This is a genomic window from Streptomyces sp. DSM 116795, from assembly GCF_055792905.1.
This window is the reverse complement of the sequence record NZ_CM147707.1, coordinates 1,658,123-1,679,671: the sequence shown is the minus strand read 5'-3', so window position 1 is coordinate 1,679,671 and position 21,549 is coordinate 1,658,123. Positions and strand designations below refer to the sequence as shown.

The following is a 21,549-nucleotide window of genomic DNA, read 5'->3' as shown; positions in this document are numbered from 1 at the left end:
GGGGGAATCGCATTTCCGTGCCGTGCACGGGGCCGGATAGTCTCCTCCCCAGTTGTTTCGACTGCTTTCAACCCACCGCACGGAGAATTCCATGGCAGCCCGAGTCCAGCGTTTGTCCCGGTCGATGCTGAAGACACTGCGCGACGACCCGGCCGATGCCGAGACCGTCAGCCACAAGCTGCTGGTGCGTGCCGGATACGTGCGCCGTGCGGCGGCCGGCATCTGGACGTGGCTGCCGCTGGGCCTGCAGGTGCTGGAGAACGTCACCCGGGTCGTACGCGAGGAGATGGACGCCATCGGCGCCCAGGAAGTGCTCCTTCCCGCGCTGCTGCCCAAGGAGCCCTACGAGATCTCCGGGCGCTACACCGAGTACGGCGATCTGCTCTTCCGCCTGGAGGACCGCAAGGGCGCCGGCTATCTGCTCGGGCCCACGCACGAGGAGATCTTCACCCAGGTCGTCAAGGACCAGTGCACGTCCTACAAGGACCTGCCGGTGACGCTCTACCAGATCCAGACCAAGTACCGGGACGAGGCGCGTCCCCGCTCGGGGATCCTGCGCGGGCGTGAGTTCACGATGAAGGACGCCTACTCCTTCGACGTGAGCGACGAGGGCCTGGCTGAGTCCTACGCGCGGGAGCGCGAGGCGTACAAGCGCATCTTCGAGCGGCTCGGGCTCGACTACCGCATCGTCTCCGCGGTCTCCGGCGCCATGGGCGGCTCGGCCTCCGAGGAGTTCCTCGCGCCGGCGGCCGCGGGCGAGGACACCTACGCGCAGTGCCCCTCCTGCGGTTTCGCGGCCAACACGGAGGCGCTGTCGGTCGTCGTCGAGCCCGCCGCGGCCGCGGACCACCCCGCGGTCGAGGAGCTCGACACCCCGGACACCCCCACCATCGAGACCCTCGCGGAGTACCTGGGTGTCCCCGCCTCTGCCACGCTGAAGAACCTGCTGGTGAAGATCGACGGCGAGATCGCGGCCGTCGGCGTCCCCGGCAACCGCGACGTGGACCTCGGCAAGCTCGCCGAGCATCTCGCCCCCGCCGAGGTGGAGTTGGTCACAGCCGACGACTTCACCGACAGGCCCGACCTCGTACGCGGCTACGTCGGCCCGCAGAACGGCATGGCAGGCAAGGCCTTCCGCTACATCGCCGACCCGCGCGTCGCCCCCGGCACGGAGTGGGTCACCGGTGCCAACAAGCCCGACAAGCACGCACGTCACGTGGTGTGCGGCCGCGACTTCGACGTGGACGACTATCTCGACGTGGTCGTCGTGGAGGCCGGTGACCCCTGCCCGCAGTGCGGTTCGGGCATCGTGCTCGACAGGGCGATCGAAATCGGCCACATCTTCCAGCTCGGCCGCAAGTACGCCGACGCCTTCGAACTGGACGTGCTGGGCCAGGACGGCAAGCCCGTGCGCGTGACCATGGGCTCGTACGGCATCGGCGTGACGCGCGCGGTGGCGGCTCTGGCCGAGCAGACCGCGGACGAGCAGGGGCTGTGCTGGCCCCGGGAGATCGCCCCGGCCGACGTTCACGTCGTGGCCGCGGGCAAGGCCCTGCAGACCGAACTCGCCGTCGACGTCGGGGAGAAGCTCGGCGCCGCGGGTGTCCGCGTGATCGTGGACGACCGTGCGGGCGTCTCTCCCGGCGTGAAGTTCACCGATGCCGAGCTGATCGGCGTGCCCTCGATCCTGATCGTGGGCCGGGGCGCCAAGGACGGGCTGGTCGAGCTGAAGGACCGCCGCAGCGGCGAGCGCGAGGAGCTGTCGGTGGCGGACGCGGTCGCCCGGCTCTCGGCCGGCGCCTGACGCCTGGCGTCAGGCGTCAGGCGTCTGGGTGTCCGAGCGTTCCGGGCCCGCAAAAGCTCGGCCCCGGAACGACCGGCCCTTGACAGCGCCTTGGACCGCTGGGCCTTGACCGCCTGACGGTCAGGATGCCCCGCGTCGCCGGTAACGCCTGAGGATCTGCTGGGCGTTGGCCGCCATGGCCTCGTCCACCATCTGCCCCTCGAAGGTCACGGCGCCCGCGCCCTGTGCCTGCGCCTCCCGTACGGCGGCGATCAGGCGCTCGGCGCGGGCGAGTTCGCCGGCGTCGGGGGAGAACACCTCATTGATCACGGGGACGTGCGAGGGGTGGACCGCCATCATGCCCGCATAGCCGAGGGAACGGTTCTGCTCGGCGAACCGGCGCAGCCCCGCGAGATCGTCGATGTGCGTCCACAGACCGCTGACGGGGTGTTCGGCGCCGGCGGCCCGTACGTCCAGCAGGACGCGGGAGCGCAGCGCGTGGGTCTCGTTGCTTCTGGGACTCCAGCGGTAGCCCAGCGCGCGTTCGACGTCGCCGCCGGGCGCGGTCAGGGCGCCCGTGTAGTCGGTGCGGGAGGCCGCGGCGGTGATGTCGTGCGCGTTGCGTAGCGCCTGAGCCGTCTCCAGCAGCGGCACCAGGGCGATGCTGCCGACCGGCAGTCCCTGCTCGCGCTCGGACCAGGCCAGCAGCCGGTCGGCGGTCCGTACCTCCTGCTCGGACCGCACCTTCGGCAGGACGAGCCCGGCGAGGCCGGGGCGTGCGACGGCGCGGAGCTCCTCGACGGCGGACCAGGCGTCGAGTGAGTTGATCCGTACGAAGAGGGCCATGTCGTCGTCGTCGCCGCCGTCGTCGTCGCCGTCGGCGGCACCGGCACCGGAGCCGCCGGCGTCCCGGGCGCCGGCGTCGGCTGCGTGGCGGGCGAGTGCCTCGACGACGTGATCGCGGGCGGCCCGCTTGTCCTGCTCCGCGACGGCGTCCTCCAAGTCGAGGATCGCCGCGTCGGCGCCGGACGCTTCGGCCTTGGACAGCCACTCCGTCTTCGTACCGGGCACGAACAGCAGTGAGCGAAGCGGAGCCCGCCCGGGACGGGACGGCCTGCCGGACTCAGACGACACCTTGCTGCTCCAGTTCCGCGAGCTTCTCGTCACCGATACCGAGCCAGTGATGGTAGACGAGCCGGTTGTCCTGGCCGAGCGCGGGTCCGGTCCGCCACACCTGCCCCGGGTTCTGCCGGAAGTGCGGGATGACGGCCTGCATCCGTACGGGACCCAGGTCCGGGTCCTCGACGGTCACGATGTCCTCCCGCTCCTCGTAGACGGGGTCGGCCGCGATGTCCGCCGCGTCGAAGACGCGGGAGGCGACCACCTCGTTCTGCGCGAACAGCTCCAGACACTCCTGTGCCGAGCGCCGCGCGACCCACTCCCGCAGTCCCGCGTCGAGCCGTTCGCGGCCCGCCTGCTGCGCCTCGGAAGTGGCGAACTCCGCCTCGTCCAGGCCGAGAAGGCGGGCGACGTTGCGTACGGAACGGACAGTCGCGGAGGTGACCGTGATCCACTCGGCGTCCGCGGAACGGTAGGTGTTGATCACGGCGGCGGGCGCGACGGCGAGCTGGTTGCCGGACCGTTCGGGCACGGTGCCCAGCTGGTCGTGCACGATGACCTGCCATTCGACCAGCCGGAAGAGCGGTTCGAAGAGGGCCATGTCGATCCACTCGCCGTCGAAGTCCGGGTCACGTTCGCGGCGGTGGAGGGCGGCGAGGACCGCGTAGGCGCCCATCAGCCCGTTCACGGCGTCCCCGTGGGAGAAGCCGGTGTGCACCGGCGGGCCGTCCGGGAAGCCGGTCAGATGGACGACTCCGCTGCGCGCCTCGCCCATCTTCCCAAAGCCGGGGCTGTCGGCCAGCGAGGAGGTCGCCCCGTACCCGGATATCTGAAGCAGCACGGCCCGGGGGTTCAGCCGGTGCACCGACTCCCAGTCGAGTCCCCATTCGCGCAGGCGTCCGGCCCGCAGCGTGACGATCACGACGTCCGCCCAGGCGACGAGGCGGTGCGCGAGCGTGCGTCCCTCGCCCCGGTGCAGATCGAGGGTGACGGAGCGCTTGTTGCGGCAGGCGACCTTGAACCACAGCGGGGTGCCGTCGCGTCGCGGGCCCATGGCGCGGGCGGCGTCGCCGGCGCCGGGAGGCTCGACGTGTACGACGTCCGCCCCCTGGTCCGCCAGCATCGAGCCCGCCAGCGGGCCGGCGACGACATGGGCGAACTCGACGACCTTCAGGTCGCACAGCTGCCCCCGGCGCCCGGCGTCGTGGTGGTCGTCGGTCACAGGGGCGCTCCTCGCTCGGCGGTCGGTCACGGCGTCTTCCGGCCGTCTTCCGGATCAGCCTCTCCGAGCGGAGAAATGCCTGTCCAGCAAGAAAGGACGATCAATCGATGCGCTTTTCGCATGAGCTTCCGTACGCATACGGCCCCGGCGTCATGCCCACGTGACGCCCTCCGGGAGGCTTCCGCCCTCCTCGCGCAGCGCGTCCAGCGTGTCGAGGAAACCCCGGGCCGCGAGCGGTACGGTCCGCCTCGCCCTCATCACGACGTCGAGCCGGCGGTGGACCACGGGACGGACGAGCGGCGCGGAGACGAAGTCTCCGGTTCCCAGCAGCGGCAGCACGAGTGCGGGCATCGCGGACACCCCGAGCCCGGCGGCCACCAGCCCGCCGACCGTCGCCACGCTCGCGGCCTCGGCCGCGGGCGGCACCCGGGCGTCGATCTGCGCGAACGTGGCGTCGGCGAGCCGCCGCACGCTGGAGTCCTCGCCGACCGCGAGATACGGATGCCGTGCCAGGTCCTCCCAGGCCACCTCGTCCCGCCCCGCCAGCTCGTGACCGCTCGGCAGCACCGCGACGAACCGGTCGCGCACCAGCGGCAGATGCTCCAGCTGGGCCGAGGGCTCGCCCGCCGTCGTGATGGCGAAGTCCGCGTCGCCGGAGGACACCTGGTCCAGCACCGAGCGCTCCGGACCGTCCATGATCCGTACGGCTGCGTGCGGCCGCAGCCTGCGGAACTCCGAGATCACCCGCGGCAGCAGCACGGCGGCGACCGAGGGCAGCGTGGCCACGGCGACGGTCCCCGATTCGCCGAGCAGGAAGCGCTCCAGTTCCTTCATTCCCGCGCGGTGCGCGCCCAGGATCTGGTCCGCGATCCGCAGCGCCTCGGTGCCGGCTGCGGTCAGCTGCACGTTGCGGGTGTCGCGCTCCAGCAGCTGGGCGCCGAGCACCCGCTCCAGGTCGGCGACCGCCCTGCTCAGCGACGACTGCGACACGTGCAACTGCGACGCGGCGGCCGTGAAGCTCGCCGCCCGTGCGACGGCGGCGTACGCGGAGAGCTGGCGCAGGGTGGCATCCATGAGCGGCGAGCATAGGCGCAGCAAGGCGGAACTGATGCGCAGATCGCATGAGTGGATCCCGGTTCAATGCTGGACACCCATTCGATCCGGCTCCGAAACTCTCCGGCAACGCGACGCCCCTGGAACGTGCGTCGCCCGCCGCAAGGCCCGGGAACAGGAGAGCGAGAGATCATGCTGGCAGCACTCGGCTTCACCACGATCGGTCTCTTCCTTCTGCTCACCATGACGAGGCGGCTGTCCGTGCTCGTCGCACTGGTGCTGCTTCCGGTGCTCGCCGCGCTCGCCGGAGGCTTCGCGGACCGGCTCGGCGAGATGATCCTCGAGGGTCTGACGACCGTGGCGCCCACCGGCATCATGATCGCCTTCGCCTACCTCTACTTCAGCCTGATGGTGGACGCCGGGCTCTTCGATCCCCTCATACGCGGCATCCTTCGCTTCGGCCGCCGGGACCCGCTGCGCATATGCATGGGCACGGCCGTCCTGACGATGTGCGTCGCCCTGGACGGCGACGGCGCCTCCACATTCCTGATCACCGTCTCCGCCCTGCTGCCCGTCTACCAGAAGCTGGGCATGCGGCCCCTGGTGCTGAGCGGAATCATCTGCCTGGGCGCCGGCGTGATGAACATGATCCCCTGGGGCGGTCCGACCGTACGGGCGGCTGCGGCGCTGAAGCTCGACACCTCGGAGGTCTTCCTGCCCGTACTCCCGGCCATGGGGTGCGGCATCGCATGGGTGCTGGTCGCCACATACGTGATCGGGCGTCGGGAGCGGAACCGGCTCGGCAACCTGGACGCCGTGCCGGCGGGCGCGGCAGCCGTCGCCCACACCGGTTCGGCTTCGGCTGCGGGTTCCGCCGACGACGGGGAGCAGGGGGCGGAGCCTCCGGCCCGGACCGCCGAGGACGGAGACGAGGACGGGAACAGCCGAGGTCAGGGGCAACTCGCGGTCGCCGGGCGTCCCCGAACCTGGCTGACCGTCTTCAACCTGGTGCTCACACTCGCTCTGCTCGTCAGCCTCGTCCTGCAACTGATGCCGCTCGAAGTCCTCTTCATCATCGGCTTCGCGGTCGCACTGCTCGTCAACCACCCCCGGTGGGAGGACCAGCAGGCGCTGCTGGACAGGCACGGCAAGAACGTCGTCCTGGTCACCACCATGATCTTCGCCGCGGGCGTTCTCACCGGAGTCCTCACCGAGACCAAGATGATCGACGAGATGGCGAAGGCCCTCGTCTCCGTCATCCCCGCGTCGCTGGGCGGCCACCTCCCCGGGATCGTGGCCGTCACGGGCATGCCGCTGAGTCTCGCCCTGACCCCCGACGCCTACTACTTCGGTGTACTGCCGGTGCTCTCCGAGACCGCTCAAGGATTCGGCACCGAACGGGCCGAGATCGCACGGGCCGCGATACTCGGCCAGATGACGACGGGCTTCCCCCTCAGCCCTCTCACCGCCTCCACCTTCATCCTCGTCGGCATGACAGGCATACAGCTCGGCGAGCACCAGCGCTTCATCTTCGGCTGGGCGTTCGGGACCACTTTGGTGATGACCGCCGCCGCGGTGCTGACCGGCGTCGTCCCGCTCTGAATGCGTCCGCCTCCGCGTCCGGGTTCCGGGCCGGTCCCGGACGTGCCGCCGGGTCAGAGCCAGCCGGCGAACTCCAGCAGCAGCTCCCCGTCCTCCCGGTTTCCGCTGTTGATGTGCCGTACGCCGGACTCGACCGCGCGGTAGAGCGACCAGCCCCGCAGCCGCTCGCGGTCCACCTCCAGGGAGTCGGCGAGCTTGTGCAGCCGCCGCCGGGTCGCCGAGGCCGCGCCGGGGGAGGCGAGCAGATCGTGCAGCCGGTCGCGTACGAGCCGGGCCAGGTCGTATGTGCGCTCGCCCAGCAGCGGGTCCGGGCCCGTCGCGAGCCACGGCACACGTCCGGCGTCGGCGGCCAGGACCGCCCCCTGTCTGAAGTCGCCGTGCAGCAGCACCTCTTCGGGCGGATCGGCCAGCAGCCCGTCCCGCAGCTCCAGTGCCTCGTCCCGAATCGGCCGCACCTCCTCCGGCGTCGCGGAGGAACGCAGGAACGCGCTGCTCGCGGCGGTGTGCCCGGCTACGGTGCCGAGGCCGCCTGCCCCCGCGGCCGTTCCAGCAGCCGGCCCCTCGGCCGCCGCCGTGCCCGCGCCGTCCGGCTCCGGGGCGACCCACAACCGCCGTACGGCGGACGCGGCCTCCAGCATCGCCTTCGCCTCCGGGAGCGACCGCAGCGACATCTCGCCGTGCAGCCGCTCCAGCAGCAGCGCACCTGCGGCGTCGTCGGAGCGCAGCAGCCGCACCGCACCGTGGCCGTTCCAGTGCGCGAGGGCCGTACGCTCCCGCTCGGTGCGCTCCCGCGCCCCGGAGACGTACGGAGCGAGCAGCTTCAGTGCCGCGGGAGCCCCGTCCGCCTGCCGCACGAGCGCCACCAGACTGCTGCGGCCCCCGGGTGAGACCACCCGTTCCGGCGTCAGTTCCCACTTCCCCAGCACTTGCTCCAGCAGTGCCGGGAGCTTTGCGAGCCACTCCTCACCGGCACGGCCCATCTGCTCGCCCGCGTGCCCGTGCTGCGAGCCGAGGGTGCGCACAAGCCGCTGCGGGGGATCGAGAGGCAGTGCAGAAGGCATGCGGTGAAGTGGACCTTTCCGGACGGGTGTGCGTACGGGCGGGGCCGGCGGACGGCCGGCGAACCCGGCGGTGTCGTGCCGGACCGGGCGGTGTCGTGCGGTGCCGGGCGAAGCGGTGCGGTGCCCTGCATCGCCCGGTGTTGCGCAGTGCGGTGCTGCGAATCGTGCCGAGTGCCGGTACGCCGGGCGTGGGGAACGTCAGAGCGAACCGGACATCCCACCGTGCGCGGGCGACCCCGACGGCGCCGGGCCGTCGGAGGCGGAGCGCTCGGAGAGACCAGGGAAGGCTACGCTGCTGCCCCGCCACCGCGCCGACCGGACCGCCGCCTCGCTCAGTGCCGACGCGGCCTCCCGCCTCCGGGCGCCCTCGCTCGCCCGTACGAGATCCCCGTACACCCCGGCCAGCCGGTCCTCCAGTTCCGCCGCGAGCCGCACCGCAGCGGCGCTGTCCGGCACGGCGAACGGCAGCGCGTACGCGGCGGCGGCGGGTTCCGGTTCGCCGCCCAGATCGCGGATCTCTCGCCGCAGCACGTCCCGGCGGGCGCGGTGGACGTCGTAGGCGCTGCGCGCCTCGTCCTGACGCGACGATTCGATGCGGCCGCCGACGACGCCGTAGCCGTAGACGGTCGCGTGCTCCGCGGCGAGGGCTGCCTGCACGGCGTCGACCAGCTTCTTCATGCGCCGTCGTCCTTCCCGTCCTGCGCTTCCTCTGCGTCCCGCGCCCCGAGCAGATACGCGTGCACCGCGCCCGCCGCGGCGAGGGACGCCAGCACGCGGGCCGTCTCCGGCGGCGCCTTCACCAGCGCCGCGGTGCGGGCCCGGGCCGTGCGGCGCTCCGCGTCGCCCAGTTCCGTCAGCGCGGCCTTCTCGCCCTCGGGCACCCGGGGCCTGCCGTGCTTGCGGTCCTGCCCGCCGCCCTCGGCGCCGCCGAGCTCGTCCCTGCCGCCGCCGCCGTCCTTGCCCCTGCTCCCGTGCCTGTCCCCGCCCTTGTTCTCGCCCTCGCCGCTGAGGACCTCGGCGTGCCGCATCGTCGCCGCGCGCAGCGGACGCAGCCGGTCCGCGAGCCCGGAGTGGGTGTCGGCGGTGGCGTCGTAGCGGGCCAGCAGTTCGAGGCTCTGACGGGCGGCCTCCCGCCGCAGCCGCTTCTCCGAGGCGGCGTGCTGTTCGGCGTCCGCACTCCCGCCGTCCCCCGAGCAGCCCGCGGTGAGCGTCGTCAGCGCCCCGAGCGGAGCCAGAGTGCCCAGCGTCCCGGCGACCATCGACCGTCTGCGCGGGCCCGCCGACGGCTGGGGGCACCCCCAGGCCGGAGGATCTGGGGGAGGCATGAGCGCCATGGGGGGCTCCCTGATCAGCGTCGTATCGCTCGGACCTCTGCGGTGGACACCGCATGCGGTGATCACCGCCCGTGAGGGTACCTGCGCGCATTCGAACGTATCGACGGGCCACCCTCACTGCCCCATGAATACCCGCACGTCCCTGACATCCCGCCCGGATCGCCCGTCTGGTCGGCGCCGCCCGTGGCAGACGTTAGGCTTGGAGCCGGTACACGCCCACGTCACCTCCCCATCACAGGCGCCCGTACAACAGCACACGCGGCCGAGGAGTCACCCGGATGAGCACCACCCAGAGCGAGAGGCTGCGCGAACTGCTGGAGCCCCTCGTGAGCAAGAAGGGGCTGGATCTCGAAGAGCTCGAGGTGACGCCCGCCGGAAAGCGGCGGGTGCTCCGTGTCGTGGTCGATTCCGACGACGGAGTCCAGCTGGACACCTGCGCCGAGCTGAGCCGCACCCTCTCCGAGTCGCTGGACGAGGGCGACACCATGGGCGGCTCCCCTTACGTGCTGGAAGTGACCTCACCCGGCGCCGAGCGCCCCCTGACCGAGCAGCGCCACTACCGCCGCGCGCTCGGCCGGCTGGTCAAGGCGAACCTCACCGAGAGCGCCGGCGGCGGCGAGGTGACCGCGCGCATCACGGGCGTGGACGCGTCCGGCGTCGATCTGGAGGTTCCGGGCGTGAAGGGCCGCAAGCCCACCGCCCGCCGGCTCGCCTTCGACGAGATCGCGAAGGCGCGCGTCGAGATCGAGTTCAACCGCAAGGCCGCCGAGCAGAGAGCGCAGCACGAGTCCGCGGCCGCTGACGACGAAGGCAAGGAGGAGGCGTAGCCGTGGACATCGACATGAGTGCCCTGCGCGGGCTTGTGAGGGAGAAGGAGATCTCCCTCGATCTGCTGGTCGAGGCGATCGAGTCCGCTCTCCTCATCGCCTATCACCGCACCGAGGGCAGCTACCGTGACGCCCGCGTCGAGCTGGACCGCAAGACCGGACATGTGACGGTCTGGGCCAAGGAGAGCCCGTCCGAGCTGGCCGAGGGGGCGGAGCCGCGGGAGTTCGACGACACCCCGTCCGGCTTCGGGCGCATCGCCGCCACTACCGCGAAGCAGGTCATCCTGCAGCGGCTGCGGGACGCCGAGGAGGAAGTCACCTTCGGCGAGTACGCGGGCCGCGAGGGCGACGTCGTCGCGGGCGTCGTCCAGCAGGGCAAGGACCCCAAGAGCGTGCTCGTCGACATCGGCAAGCTGGAGGCGATCCTTCCGCCGCAGGAGCAGGTCCCCGGTGAGGACTACGCGCACGGCACCCGCCTGCGTACGTACGTCGTGCGCGTCGCCAAGGGTGTGCGCGGACCTTCGGTGACGCTCTCGCGCACCCACCCGAATCTGGTCAGAAAGCTCTTCGAGCTGGAGGTGCCGGAGATCGCGGACGGCTCGGTGGAGATCGCCGCCATCGCCCGCGAGGCGGGACACCGTACGAAGATCGCCGTGCGCTCGACGCGCTCCGGGCTGAACGCCAAGGGCGCCTGCATCGGCCCGATGGGCGGCCGTGTGCGCAATGTCATGGCGGAGCTGCACGGCGAGAAGATCGACATCGTCGACTGGTCCGAGGACCCAGCGGACCTGGTCGCCCACGCGCTCTCCCCGGCACGTGTGAGTCAGGTCGAGATCATCGATCTGGCGGCGCGGTCGGCGCGTGTGACGGTGCCCGACTACCAGCTGTCGCTGGCCATCGGCAAGGAAGGCCAGAACGCACGCCTCGCCGCGCGTCTGACCGGCTGGCGCATCGACATCCGCCCGGACACGGCAGAAGCCGGCGAAGCCGTCTCGGCCGAGCCGGAACCCGCGCCCGGACGCGCTGCCGAGCAGGGCTGAAACCATAAGGGTGGCCGTTACCCCCGAAGGGGTGTGACGGTGCGGGGAGGTAGACTTATCAGTGTCTGGCCGGACGCGAGTCCGAGCATGCCCACAGCGCACTTGCGTGGGCTGTCGGAAGCGCTCGGACAAACCCGATCTGCTGCGTGTGGTGCTGACCGGGGGCCGATGCGTCCCTGATCTTCGCGGTACGCTGCCCGGCCGGGGCGCGTATCTGCATCCCACGTCAGCCTGCCTCTATCAGGCTGTCCGTCGACGGGCGTTCAACAGGGCCTTCCGCGGCCCGGGGCCGTTCGACGTGACGGAGCTGCACCGGCAGGTGGAGCAGATCGAGCAGGCGGAACCGTAAGACAGTCCGTTCGGAACCCTCCGTTCGGAGAGGTACCTCGCGAGTCGGAAGTAGGTCGAGATTGCGATGAGCACTCGATGAGTACGCGATGAGTACGCCCATGCATAAGTAGCGAAGGTCCGGCGGCGGACGAGCCCCCCGGACCGTAAGGAGCGAAGTGGCTAAGGTCCGGGTATACGAGCTCGCCAAGGAGCTCGGAGTCGAGAGCAAGGTCGTCATGGCCAAGCTCCAGGAACTGGGCGAATTCGTCCGCTCGGCGTCCTCGACGATCGAGGCGCCGGTAGTACGCAAGTTGACCGACGCATTCGACGCGGGCGGTGGTGCCGGCGCAGCCTCCGGTGCCAAGAAGTCCGCGGCGAAGCCGGCGGCGCCGAAGAAGGCGGCCGCCAAGCCCGCAGCACCCAAGCCCGCCGGCGCAGCGCCCAAGCCCGATGCGGGAGCCGCCAAGACGGGCCAGTCCAAGACCCCGAAGCCGGGAGCCCCCAAGCCGGCGCCGGAGGCCCCCGCCGCACCTGCTCCCGCGGCCGAGGGCGAAGCCGGCGGCCCGGTCACTCCGGCCGCACCCGTCTCGGAGGAGACGCAGGCGCCCAAGCCGGGCGGCCCCAAGCCGGGTCCTGCGAAGCCCGAGTTCTCGGCGCCCGCCGCCTCGGCGGACGCCCCCAAGCCCGGCGCGACGGCTCCCAAGCCCAGCCAGGCGGCACCGAAGCCCGGTCAGGCGGCACCGAAGCCCGGGCAGGGCCAGGGTCAGGGCCAGGGGCAGGGTGGCCGCGGCGGCCAGGGCGCACGTCCCGGTGGCGCACCCAAGCCGGGTGGCCGTCCCTCCGGGCCGCGTCCGGGCAACAACCCCTTCACGTCCGGTGGTTCCACCGGCATGGCACGTCCGCAGGCCCCGCGGCCCGGCGGTGCGCCGAAGCCCGGTCAGCCCGGTGCCAAGCCGGGTCAGGGCCAGGGCGGTCCGCGTCCGCAGGCGCCGGGCGGCCGTGGCGGAGCCACGCCGGGCAACATGCCTCGTCCGCAGGGCGGCGGCCAGGGCGGTCCGCGCCCCGGTGGCGGCGGAGGCGGAGGCGGAGGCGGCAGCCGGCCCAACCCGGGCATGATGCCGCAGCGTCCCGCTGCCGCTCCGCGTCCGGGTCCCGGCCGCGGTGGTCCCGGTGGCGGTCCCGGCCGTCCCGGCGGCGGTGGCGGCGGTGGTCGTCCCGGCGGCGGTGGCGGCGGCTTCAGCGGCCGTCCCGGTGGCGGTGGCGGCGGCGGTCGTCCCGGTGGCGGTGGCGGTGGTTTCGGCGGCCGTCCCGGTGGCGGTGGCGGCGGCGGTCGTCCCGGTTTCGCGGGGCGCCCCGGCGGTCCCGGTGGCCGTGGCGGCACGCAGGGCGCGTTCGGCCGTCCCGGCGGTCCGGCGCGGCGTGGCCGCAAGTCGAAGCGGCAGCGCCGTCAGGAGTACGAGCAGATGCAGGCGCCGTCGGTCGGCGGCGTGATGCTTCCGCGCGGCAAGGGCGAGACCGTACGGCTCTCGCGCGGCGCGTCGCTCACCGACTTCGCGGAGAAGATCAACGCCAATCCGGCGTCGCTGGTCCAGGTGATGTTCAACCTGGGCGAGATGGTCACCGCGACGCAGTCGGTCTCCGACGAGACGCTGGGTCTGCTCGGCGAGGAGATGAACTACGTCGTCCAGATCGTCAGCCCGGAGGAGGAGGACCGCGAGCTTCTCGAGTCCTTCGACATCGAGTTCGGCGAGGACGAGGGCGGCGAGAAGGCGCTCGTGCCGCGTCCGCCGGTGGTGACCGTCATGGGTCACGTCGACCACGGCAAGACGCGTCTGCTGGACGCCATCCGCAAGACGAACGTCATCGCGGGCGAGGCCGGCGGCATCACCCAGCACATCGGTGCCTACCAGGCCGCGACCGAGGTCAACGACGAGGAGCGCAAGCTCACCTTCATCGACACCCCCGGTCACGAGGCGTTCACCGCCATGCGTGCCCGCGGTGCGAAGTCGACGGACATCGCGATCCTCGTGGTCGCGGCCAACGACGGCGTCATGCCGCAGACGATCGAGGCGCTGAACCACGCCAAGGCGGCCGAGGTGCCGATCGTGGTCGCGGTCAACAAGATCGACGTCGAGGGTGCCGACCCGACGAAGGTGCGCGGTCAGCTCACCGAGTACGGCCTGGTGGCCGAGGAGTACGGCGGCGACACCATGTTCGTCGACATCTCCGCCAAGCAGGGCGAGAACATCGAGGCGCTGCTGGAAGCGGTCGTGCTGACCGCGGACGCCGCGCTCGACCTGCGGGCCAACCCGGAGCAGGACGCACAGGGCATCGCGATCGAGGCGCACCTCGACCGCGGCCGTGGCGCCGTGGCGACCGTGCTGGTCCAGCGGGGCACGCTCCGCGTCGGCGACACCATGGTCGTGGGGGACGCCTACGGCAGGGTCCGCGCGATGCTCGACGACAAGGGCGAGAACATCAAGGAAGCGGGTCCCGCGACCCCCGTCCTCGTCCTGGGTCTGACCAACGTCCCCGGCGCCGGGGACAACTTCCTCGTGGTCGAGGAGGACCGTACGGCCCGTCAGATCGCCGAGAAGCGTGCCGCCCGCGAGCGGAACGCCGCCTTCGCCAAGCGCACCCGCAGGGTCTCCCTGGAGGACCTGGACAAGGTGCTCAAGGCGGGCGAGGTTCAGCAGCTCAACCTCATCATCAAGGGCGACGCGTCCGGTTCGGTCGAGGCCCTGGAGTCCTCGCTGCTGCAGCTGGATGTCGGCGAAGAGGTCGATCTGCGCATCCTGCACCGCGGCGTCGGTGCGGTCACCGAGACCGACATCGACCTGGCGACCGGTTCCGACGCCATCGTCATCGGCTTCAACGTCCGCGCCGAGGGGCGTGCGACGCAGATGGCAGAGCGCGAGGGCGTGGACGTCCGCTACTACTCGGTGATCTACCAGGTCATCGAGGAGATCGAGGCGGCCCTGAAGGGCATGCTCAAGCCGGAGTACGAAGAGGTCGAGCTCGGCACGGCGGAGATCCGCGAGGTCTTCCGCTCCTCCAAGCTCGGCAACATCGCGGGTGTTCTCATCCGCTCCGGCGAGGTCCGGCGGAACACCAAAGCCCGCGTGGTGCGTGACGGCAAGGTCGTCGCGGAGAACCTCAACATCGAGGGCCTGCGCCGCTTCAAGGACGACGTCACCGAGATCCGTGACGGTTTCGAGGGTGGTATCAACCTCGGCAACTACAACGACATCAAGGTCGACGACGTCATCGCCACGTACGAGATGCGGGAGAAGCCCCGCGGCTGACGCTCTGACGTCAGCCGGCAGTTGAGCCGGTCCGGGGCCGGTCGGCGGAGGAAACTCCGTCGATCGGCCCCGGCGGCATCTTCTACGATCTCCAGGTGTATGTGGGGACTCTTTCCATCGACTTGCTGCTGGGCGACGTGCGTTCGCTGAAGCAGAAGCGCTCCGTCATCCGCCCCATCGTCGCCGAGCTGCAGCGCAAGTACGCGGTGAGCGTGGCGGAGGTCGCGGAGCAGGATCTCTACCGGCGCACCAGGATCGGCCTGGCTGCGGTGTCGGGGGACGTGGGGCACGTGGCCGACGTGCTGGACCGGTGCGAGCGGCTCGTGGCCGCCCGGCCGGAAGTGGAGCTGCTGTCCGTGAGGCGGCGCTTCCACGGAGAAGATGACGATTAGCGAGGAGACGGACCAGTGGCCGACAATGCACGGGCTAAGAGGCTTGCCGACCTCATCCGTGAGGTGGTCGCTACGACGCTTCACCGGGGGATCAAGGATCCGCGGCTCGGCACGCATGTGACCGTCACGGACACCCGGGTCACCGGAGACCTGCGGGAGGCGACGGTCTTCTACACCGTCTACGGGGACGACGAGGACCGCAAGGCGGCGGCCGCGGGCCTGGAGAGCGCGAAGGGCCTGCTGCGTACCGCGGTCGGTGCGGCGGCGGGCGTGAAGCACACCCCCAGCCTCAGCTTCGTCGCGGACGCCCTGCCGGAGAACGCCCGTACGATCGACGATCTCCTGGAGCGGGCCAAGGCATCCGACGAGGAGGTCCGCAAGGCCTCATCCGGCGCGGACTACGCGGGCGGGGCGGACCCTTACCGCAAGCCGGCCGACGACGAGCAGTCCGAGGACGAATGAGCCGTGGCACGTAAGAAGGACCAGGAGCCCGGCGGGCTTGTCGTCGTCGACAAGCCCGCCGGCTTCACGTCGCACGACGTCGTCGCAAAGCTGCGCGGCATGGCCCGTACGCGACGGGTCGGGCATGCGGGCACGCTGGATCCGATGGCGACCGGCGTGCTCGTCGTCGGGACCGGGAAGACCACACGGCTCCTCGGTCATCTCGCCCTCACGGAGAAGGAGTACACCGCCACGGTCCGGCTCGGGCAGAGCACAGTGACCGAGGACGCGGAGGGCGAGGTCACCGATGCGCCCGGGGCGTCCGGCATCAGCGGCGAGGCCCTGGAGGCCGCCGTCGGCAAGCTCACCGGGCGCATCCTTCAGGTGCCGTCGAAGGTGAGCGCGGTGAAGGTCGACGGCAAGCGCTCCTATCAGCGGGTGCGCGAAGGAGAGGCCGTCGAACTCGCGGCCCGCGAGATCACCGTCTCCGCCTTCGACGTGCACGAAGTGCGCGGCAGGGAGCGCGCGGAGGACGGCACGGAGGTCACCGATCTGCTGGTCTCCGTCGTGTGCTCGTCGGGCACGTACGTACGGGCGCTGGCGCGCGATCTGGGCGAATCCCTCGGTACGGGCGGGCACTTGACGGCTCTGCGCCGTACGAGGGTTGGGCCGTACCGGCTGGAGGACGCCCGTTCCCTGGAGCAGCTGCAGAGCGAGGCCGACAGCGGTACGGGCGTACCGCTGCTGCCGCTCGCCGAAGCCGCAGCCGCGGCCTTCCCCCGCTGGGACGTGGACGAGGAGGCGGCACGGATGATCGGCAACGGCGTCCAACTCAGCATGACGGGGCGGGAGCCGGCGGGCGAGGAGGCCGGTGCGCCGGTGCCGGGGGCGGCGGAGGCTTCGGTGCCCGTCGCGGTCTTCGGGCCGGAGGGCTCCCTCGTGGCGCTCGTCGAGGAGCGCGACGGCCGCGCGAAGAGCCTCGCGGTGTTCGTCTAGCCGCTGTCGAAGGCGGTTTGCTGCGGCTGCCTGTTGAAGTTGCGCGGTTCGCGCGAGTACTCCTTTCCATCCACCCCTTGACAGTCCCTGCCTGCTGCGACGACGCTTCGCTGAACGAAACACGCAAGAAAGTGTGCGTGAATCAGTCAAGTCGAGCTCCGGTCGAGGTCTCCAGGCCCGATGGGGGCGAAGCCGGGCAGAAAGGGCATCGTGGCGCAGATACTCGTGGTCGCCGACGACCTCACCGGCAGCAACGCCACCGGCGCCCTCTTCGCCCGGCTCGGCCTGCACACCGTCACCGTCAGCGACCTCGCTCAGGTGCCCCGGTACGCCGACTCCGTCGACGTCCTCGTGGTGAACACCGGCTCCCGGCGCTTCACCCCGGCGGAGAGCTACGACGCCGTGCACGCAGCGGTGACCGCGGCCGCTGGCGACACCCTCGTCGTCAAGCGCGTCGACACCACGCTGCGCGGCAACCCCGGCCGTGAACTCGACGCCGTGGTCGACGCGGTCACCGCCCGTGGCGCTTCAACTCCCGTACGGGCAACTCCCGTACGGGTACTGGCGGTTCCGGCGTTCCCCGACGCCGGACGCACCACGGTCGGCGGCATACACCTCGTGGACGGCGTCCCCCTGACCCGTACTCCCGTCGCCCATGACCTCTTCAACTCGGTACGGCACTCCAGGGTCGCGTCCGTCATCGGCGAGCAGAGCCCGCAGACCACCGCCGAAGTCCCGCTCGACGTCGTCGAGGACGGCGCCGGCGGCCTTGTCGAGGCCCTGCGGCAGCCCGCCGGCGTCCTGGTCTGCGACGCCACCGAGAACGAACATCTGCGTACCGTCGCGGCCGCGGCCGCCAGGATCACCGCCGAAGACGGCACACGCTGGATCTCCCTTGACTCCGGGCCGTTCGGCGCGGCGCTCGCCGCGGAGCTGGGCATCCGGCCCGCGGGTTCCCCGCCCCGAATCCTCGCGATCGTCGGCAGTGTCACGGAAGCCACGCACGAGCAGCTCGCGAGGACCGAGAAGGCGCTCGCGGCGCACTACGTCGAGATGGACCCGGAGGAACCGGCGCCGGATCCGCGCCGCATCGTCCGCGAGCTTCAGGCGGCCGCCGATTCCGGGGCCGCTGTGCTCGGCGTACGCATCGCTCCGCGTGCCGTACGCGATCCCGGCGCCGCGGCGCGCATCCTGCGCTGCCTCGCCGACGTCGCCGCACACGCCGTCGGAGCCCTGAACCCCGGGGGCCTGTACACCTCCGGCGGCGACGTCGCCGCGGCGGTCACGGGCGCACTCGGCGCCGAGGGCTTCCAGATCGAGGCCGAGGTGCTGCCGCTGGCGGTCGCCGGCCATCTGGTCGGCGGTCCGCACAGCGGTCTGCCCTTCGCGACCAAGGGCGGGCTCATCGGCGGGCCCGACGCCGCCGTGGCCTGCCTGGAGCGGTTGCGCGCCATGCACACGCGCGGCGCACTCCGCGCTCCGGGGACGCCCGGTCCTCCTGAGCGACCGGACCCGCCGGGCACCACCCCGAACGACTACTCCACACCCGGTTCCGACCCCGACCACCCCACAGCAGAAGAGGTTTCCTCATGAGCAGCCGCCGGCTTCCCGTCCTCGCCGTCACACTCGGCGACCCAGCTGGCATCGGGCCCGAGATCACCGCCCGTACCCTCGCGGACCCGCAGACCGCGGGTCTCGGACACGGCATCGCCGTCGGAGACGCAGCCGTGCTGCGGCGTGCCGTGCAGGTGTGCGGTCTGAACGTCGAGGTGAACGCGGTCGGTTCCGTCGCGGAGGCACGCTTCGCGCCGGGGACCATCGACGTCCTCGACCTGGGCATCGCCCGTGACGACCTGGAGTGGGGCAAGGTCAGCGCCGTGGCCGGCCGCTCGGCCGTGGCCGCCATCGAGGCGGCTACCAGTGCCGCCATGGCAGGCGAGGTCGACGGCATCGTCACCGCACCCATCAACAAGGAGGCGGTCTGGGCCGCCGGTGCCGAACACCTCGGCCACACCGAGATGCTCGGTGAACTGACCGGCGCCGCACACTTCGACACGATGTTCGTGGTCCGCGGACTGAAGATCTTCTTCACGACGCGGCACGTCTCGCTGCGCAAGGCGCTGGACCAGATCGACGAGGAGCGGGTCGCGGCGAGCATCCGCCACGCCACCACCGCTCTGCGGGTCTTCGGGCACGACGAGCCGCGGCTCGGCGTCGCCGCCATCAACCCGCACGGCGGGGAGAACGGCCACTTCGGGGACGAGGAGATCACCGCGCTGCGCCCTGCTGTGGAGAGGACCGCCTCGGAGGGCCTCGACGTCACCGGCCCCGTCCCGGCCGACTCCGTCTTCCACCAGGGCCTGCAGGGGCGATTCGACGGCGTGCTCTCGCACTTCCACGACCAGGGCCACATCCCCGCCAAGACCGTTGACTTCGACGGGACGGTCTCGGTGACCGTCGGGCTGCCGATTCTGCGTACGTCGGTGGACCACGGCACGGCGTTCGACATTGCCGGCACCGGCAAGGCATCGCCGGGCACCATGGCCGCCGCGTTCCGCTCCGGAGTGCACTTCAGCGCCTTCACCGACCGCATCCGGGCGGCCTACGGAGGCGGCGCCTGAGTCGGCGGACAGCCATCGGCAACACCCCGCAACACCCGTACCGCGCAAGCGCAGTTGGAGCAGCAGATGACCCCCGCCTCACCGCCGCCCGCGTCGCCGGCGGCCGGAACGCCCGTACCAGCGAAGCGCTGGACGTACGTCATCCCCGTCGCCGTCGTGATGTACATGCTGGCGTTCCTGGACCGCAGCAACGTCTCCGTGATCCTGCCCTACATGGACGGCGACCTGAGCCTGTCCGCCGCCGACGAGGGCATGGTCACCGGGATCTTCTTCCTGGGATACGTCTTCCTGCAGATCCCGGGCGCGATCCTCGCCCAGCGCTGGAGCGCCCGTAAGACCGTGACGATCCTGATGGTCGCCTGGGGCGTCGCCGCCATGGCGTGCGGGCTCGTACAGACCAAGGAGCAGTTCTACGTCGCGCGGTTCGTGCTCGGCCTCTTCGAGGGCGGAGTGTGGCCGGCGGTGCTCATCCTGCTCGCCTCCTGGTTCCCGCTGCGGGAGCGTGCGCGGGCCAACGCCCTGTGGATGGCCTGTCTGCCGGTCTCCTCGATCCTCATGGCTCCGCTCTCCGGACTGATGCTGGACCACACCGACTGGCGCTGGGTGCTCGTGCTGCAAGGGCTGCCGCCGCTGATCTGGGCCGTGGTGTGGTGGTTCGCCGTCGCCGACCACCCCTCGCAGGCGCGCTGGATCTCGCGGCGCGAGTCCGAGTACGTCGAGCGGGCGCTCGCCGAGGACGAGGCGGCCAAGCCCGCTGCAGGCAGCGGCTCCTACCTCGACGCCATCAAGCAGCGGTCCGTGCTCGTCCTCATCGGCGTCTACTTCTTCTGGATCACCGGCTTCTACGGCTTCACGCTCTGGCTGCCCTCCGTCATCAAGACCCTTACGAACGACGGCTCTTCGACGGAGGTCGGACTGCTCAGCGCGACCCCCTTCACGGTCGCGCTGATCGTGATGGTCGCGAACGCGGCCTGGTCGGACCGCACCGGGAAGCGCCGCCAGGCCGTGGCCGTCCCGCTCGTCGTGGCGATGGCCACGCTGCTGCTCGGACAGGTCGTGGAGGGAGGCGTCCTCGGGATGCTGCTCCTGTGCGTGACCGCGGGCGCCCTCTACGCACCGTACGGGCCGTTCTGGGCGATCCCCGGCGGAGTGCTGCGCATCGAGGTGGTGGCGGTGGCCATGGGCCTCATCAACGCCCTCGGGAACCTGGGCGGTTACGTCGGCCCGTACCTGGTGGGCTGGCTCACCGACAGCACGGGTACGAGCGTGACCGGCTTCGGGGTGCTCGCCGGATTCCTCGCCGTTGCGGTGGTGCTGGTGCTGGCGGGGCTGCGGCCGGCCGAGGAGACGGCTCCGGGAGCGGATGCCGGCGGAGGTGCCGAGGCCGGGGGAGGTGGTGGCGCCGAGCCCGGGGGAGGTGGCGGTGCCGAGGCCCCGGGCGAGGCGGATGCGGGAGCCGGTGCCGGCACGCGCGCCGGTCAGGTCTTCGCGGAGAAGTCGCGATGACCGCCGCCCGTCCCCGCGCCCCGCGCCGTGGCACCGCACAGCGCCGCGACGACATCCTGCGGGAGGTCCTCGCGGGCAACGGCGAGATAACCGCGCTCGCCGACCGGTTCGGGATCTCCGTCTCCACGGTCCGCCGTGACCTGCAGGATCTGGCGGGGGACGGGCACATCCACCGAACGTACGGAGGCGCCGTCGCGGGCGGACACACCGCCGAACGCACCCTGGACGAGAAGGAGTCGGGCAATCCCGCCCAGAAGGAGGCCATCGCGCGTGCTGCGGCCTCGCGGGTCTCCGACGGAGACGTGATCCTCGTCGACGCGGGCACCACGACCGGAAGGCTCGCGCGGGCGTTGCGGTCGCGCAGCGGACTCACAGTCATCACCAACTCCACCATCGCCCTGGGGCATCTCGCCGAGGCGCAGGGGCTCGAACTGGTCGTACTCGGCGGCCGCGTGCGCCGTCCGAACGGCGCGATCCTCGGCCCCGAGGGGGACGAGACGCTCCGGCGACTCACGCCTGACCTGGTCTTCCTCGGGGCGGACGGACTGCACGCACTGGACGGATTGTCCTGCCCCACGCTCGAACAGGCGCACTCCAAGGAGCTGATGGCGGAACGCGGCGGTGAGGTGTTCGTCCTGGCGGACTCCTCCAAGCTGGGCGACAGCCCGTTCCCGTACCACGCCCGTCAGCGCCGCCCGTGGACTCTCATCACGGACGCGGAGGCGTCGCCCGAGCAGGTGGCGGAGTTCGCCGCGAGCGGCAAGTGCGACGTGGTCACCGCGTAGGTTCGTCCGGGATCCGGAATCGCCGCCGCATTCCCGTGCCCGGCGGGATTCACTCCAACGGCCGGGCGCTCGGAATGAGTTGAGGGCGCGGGCGGGGGCGCTTTCCCGGCATGCACTGTCGCCGCTGATCAA

The 21,549-nt window shown here is 71.4% G+C and carries 19 protein-coding genes; 13 read left to right on the top strand and 6 right to left on the bottom strand.

The features are described 5' to 3' along the window. The first annotated feature begins 91 nt into the window (after positions 1–91). Complete coding sequence (locus ACSMXX_RS07080) at positions 92–1,804, top strand: proline--tRNA ligase (RefSeq protein ID WP_473183189.1); 1,713 nt, start codon at positions 92–94, stop codon at positions 1,802–1,804. Between the two features lie 120 nt (positions 1,805–1,924). Here ACSMXX_RS07080 and ACSMXX_RS07075 read toward each other — a convergent pair whose 3' ends face one another. From ACSMXX_RS07075 to ACSMXX_RS07065, 3 genes are all read right to left on the bottom strand, one after another. Then, positions 1,925–2,917: an HpcH/HpaI aldolase/citrate lyase family protein gene (locus ACSMXX_RS07075; RefSeq protein ID WP_473183188.1), complete on the bottom strand. Its 993-nt coding sequence runs from the start codon at positions 2,915–2,917 to the stop codon at positions 1,925–1,927. Then, a complete protein-coding gene (locus tag ACSMXX_RS07070; RefSeq protein WP_473183187.1) occupies positions 2,907–4,124 on the bottom strand; it encodes a CaiB/BaiF CoA transferase family protein in 1,218 nt (405 codons plus the stop codon). The genes ACSMXX_RS07075 and ACSMXX_RS07070 overlap by 11 nt, the downstream gene beginning before the upstream one ends. 150 nt (positions 4,125–4,274) lie before the next feature. Further along, complete coding sequence (locus ACSMXX_RS07065; protein ID WP_473183186.1) at positions 4,275–5,198, bottom strand: LysR family transcriptional regulator; 924 nt, start codon at positions 5,196–5,198, stop codon at positions 4,275–4,277. 171 nt (positions 5,199–5,369) lie between these two features. On the opposite strand from ACSMXX_RS07065, the gene ACSMXX_RS07060 reads away from it, so the two are divergent. Further along, positions 5,370–6,779 carry a CitMHS family transporter gene (locus ACSMXX_RS07060; RefSeq protein ID WP_473183185.1) on the top strand — a complete coding sequence of 470 codons (1,410 nt, stop codon included), beginning with the start codon at positions 5,370–5,372 and terminating at the stop codon, positions 6,777–6,779. Positions 6,780–6,832: 53 nt separating this feature from the next. On the opposite strand, the gene ACSMXX_RS07055 is transcribed toward ACSMXX_RS07060, so the two are convergent. The 3 genes from ACSMXX_RS07055 to ACSMXX_RS07045 form a co-directional block, all read right to left on the bottom strand. Further along, entirely contained in the window at positions 6,833–7,840 is a 1,008-nt protein-coding gene (locus ACSMXX_RS07055; RefSeq protein ID WP_473183184.1) for an aminoglycoside phosphotransferase family protein, read from the bottom strand. Positions 7,841–8,038: 198 nt separating this feature from the next. After that, positions 8,039–8,518 carry a ferritin-like domain-containing protein gene (locus ACSMXX_RS07050; RefSeq protein WP_473183183.1) on the bottom strand — a complete coding sequence of 160 codons (480 nt, stop codon included), beginning with the start codon at positions 8,516–8,518 and terminating at the stop codon, positions 8,039–8,041. Next, complete coding sequence (locus tag ACSMXX_RS07045; RefSeq protein WP_473183182.1) at positions 8,515–9,174, bottom strand: hypothetical protein; 660 nt, start codon at positions 9,172–9,174, stop codon at positions 8,515–8,517. Before ACSMXX_RS07045 ends, ACSMXX_RS07050 begins: the two co-directional genes overlap by 4 nt. A 278-nt stretch (positions 9,175–9,452) precedes the next feature. On the opposite strand from ACSMXX_RS07045, the gene rimP reads away from it, so the two are divergent. The 11 genes from rimP (at position 9,453) to ACSMXX_RS06990 (ending at position 21,417) form a co-directional block, all read left to right on the top strand. Beyond that, positions 9,453–10,001 (top strand): ribosome maturation factor RimP, encoded by a 549-nt coding sequence (rimP, locus tag ACSMXX_RS07040; RefSeq protein ID WP_473183181.1) that lies wholly within the window; start codon positions 9,453–9,455, stop codon positions 9,999–10,001. 2 nt (positions 10,002–10,003) lie between these two features. Continuing rightward, on the top strand, positions 10,004–11,041 hold the full coding sequence (nusA, locus tag ACSMXX_RS07035; RefSeq protein WP_473183180.1) for a transcription termination factor NusA: 1,038 nt from the start codon (positions 10,004–10,006) through the stop codon (positions 11,039–11,041). Positions 11,042–11,102: 61 nt separating this feature from the next. Beyond that, complete coding sequence (locus ACSMXX_RS07030) at positions 11,103–11,390, top strand: YlxR family protein (protein ID WP_473183179.1); 288 nt, start codon at positions 11,103–11,105, stop codon at positions 11,388–11,390. Between the two features lie 157 nt (positions 11,391–11,547). Continuing rightward, complete coding sequence (infB, locus tag ACSMXX_RS07025) at positions 11,548–14,676, top strand: translation initiation factor IF-2 (protein ID WP_473183178.1); 3,129 nt, start codon at positions 11,548–11,550, stop codon at positions 14,674–14,676. Between the two features lie 95 nt (positions 14,677–14,771). Next, positions 14,772–15,068, top strand: coding sequence for a DUF503 domain-containing protein (locus ACSMXX_RS07020; RefSeq protein ID WP_473183177.1), 297 nt, complete (start codon positions 14,772–14,774; stop codon positions 15,066–15,068). Between the two features lie 15 nt (positions 15,069–15,083). Next, the gene (gene rbfA, locus ACSMXX_RS07015; protein WP_473183176.1) at positions 15,084–15,530 is read left to right on the top strand and encodes a 30S ribosome-binding factor RbfA; all 447 of its coding nucleotides are present in this window, start codon (positions 15,084–15,086) and stop codon (positions 15,528–15,530) included. 3 nt (positions 15,531–15,533) lie between these two features. Then, positions 15,534–16,505 carry a tRNA pseudouridine(55) synthase TruB gene (gene truB / locus ACSMXX_RS07010; protein WP_473183175.1) on the top strand — a complete coding sequence of 324 codons (972 nt, stop codon included), beginning with the start codon at positions 15,534–15,536 and terminating at the stop codon, positions 16,503–16,505. Between the two features lie 180 nt (positions 16,506–16,685). Beyond that, positions 16,686–18,098, top strand: coding sequence for a four-carbon acid sugar kinase family protein (locus tag ACSMXX_RS07005; RefSeq protein ID WP_473183174.1), 1,413 nt, complete (start codon positions 16,686–16,688; stop codon positions 18,096–18,098). Beyond that, on the top strand, positions 18,095–19,126 hold the full coding sequence (gene pdxA / locus ACSMXX_RS07000) for a 4-hydroxythreonine-4-phosphate dehydrogenase PdxA (protein WP_473183173.1): 1,032 nt from the start codon (positions 18,095–18,097) through the stop codon (positions 19,124–19,126). The genes ACSMXX_RS07005 and pdxA overlap by 4 nt, the downstream gene beginning before the upstream one ends. A 66-nt stretch (positions 19,127–19,192) precedes the next feature. After that, entirely contained in the window at positions 19,193–20,632 is a 1,440-nt protein-coding gene (locus ACSMXX_RS06995; protein WP_473183172.1) for an MFS transporter, read from the top strand. After that, on the top strand, positions 20,629–21,417 hold the full coding sequence (locus ACSMXX_RS06990; protein ID WP_473183171.1) for a DeoR/GlpR family DNA-binding transcription regulator: 789 nt from the start codon (positions 20,629–20,631) through the stop codon (positions 21,415–21,417). Before ACSMXX_RS06995 ends, ACSMXX_RS06990 begins: the two co-directional genes overlap by 4 nt. The last annotated feature ends 132 nt before the right edge of the window (positions 21,418–21,549 follow it).

Excerpts from the sequence above, each read along its gene's own strand:
- ACSMXX_RS07050 (WP_473183183.1), bottom strand. The coding sequence starts at position 8,518 with ATGAAGAAGCTGGTCGACGCCGTGCAGGCAGCCCTCGCCGCGGAGCAC.
- ACSMXX_RS07005 (WP_473183174.1), top strand. The coding sequence starts at position 16,686 with ATGGGGGCGAAGCCGGGCAGAAAGGGCATCGTGGCGCAGATACTCGTG.
- ACSMXX_RS06990 (WP_473183171.1), top strand. The coding sequence starts at position 20,629 with ATGACCGCCGCCCGTCCCCGCGCCCCGCGCCGTGGCACCGCACAGCGC.
- pdxA (WP_473183173.1), top strand. The coding sequence starts at position 18,095 with ATGAGCAGCCGCCGGCTTCCCGTCCTCGCCGTCACACTCGGCGACCCA.
- ACSMXX_RS07055 (WP_473183184.1), bottom strand. The coding sequence starts at position 7,840 with ATGCCTTCTGCACTGCCTCTCGATCCCCCGCAGCGGCTTGTGCGCACC.
- ACSMXX_RS07045 (WP_473183182.1), bottom strand. The coding sequence starts at position 9,174 with ATGGCGCTCATGCCTCCCCCAGATCCTCCGGCCTGGGGGTGCCCCCAG.
- ACSMXX_RS07080 (WP_473183189.1), top strand. The coding sequence starts at position 92 with ATGGCAGCCCGAGTCCAGCGTTTGTCCCGGTCGATGCTGAAGACACTG.
- ACSMXX_RS06995 (WP_473183172.1), top strand. The coding sequence starts at position 19,193 with ATGACCCCCGCCTCACCGCCGCCCGCGTCGCCGGCGGCCGGAACGCCC.
- ACSMXX_RS07060 (WP_473183185.1), top strand. The coding sequence starts at position 5,370 with ATGCTGGCAGCACTCGGCTTCACCACGATCGGTCTCTTCCTTCTGCTC.
- ACSMXX_RS07065 (WP_473183186.1), bottom strand. The coding sequence starts at position 5,198 with ATGGATGCCACCCTGCGCCAGCTCTCCGCGTACGCCGCCGTCGCACGG.
- rimP (WP_473183181.1), top strand. The coding sequence starts at position 9,453 with ATGAGCACCACCCAGAGCGAGAGGCTGCGCGAACTGCTGGAGCCCCTC.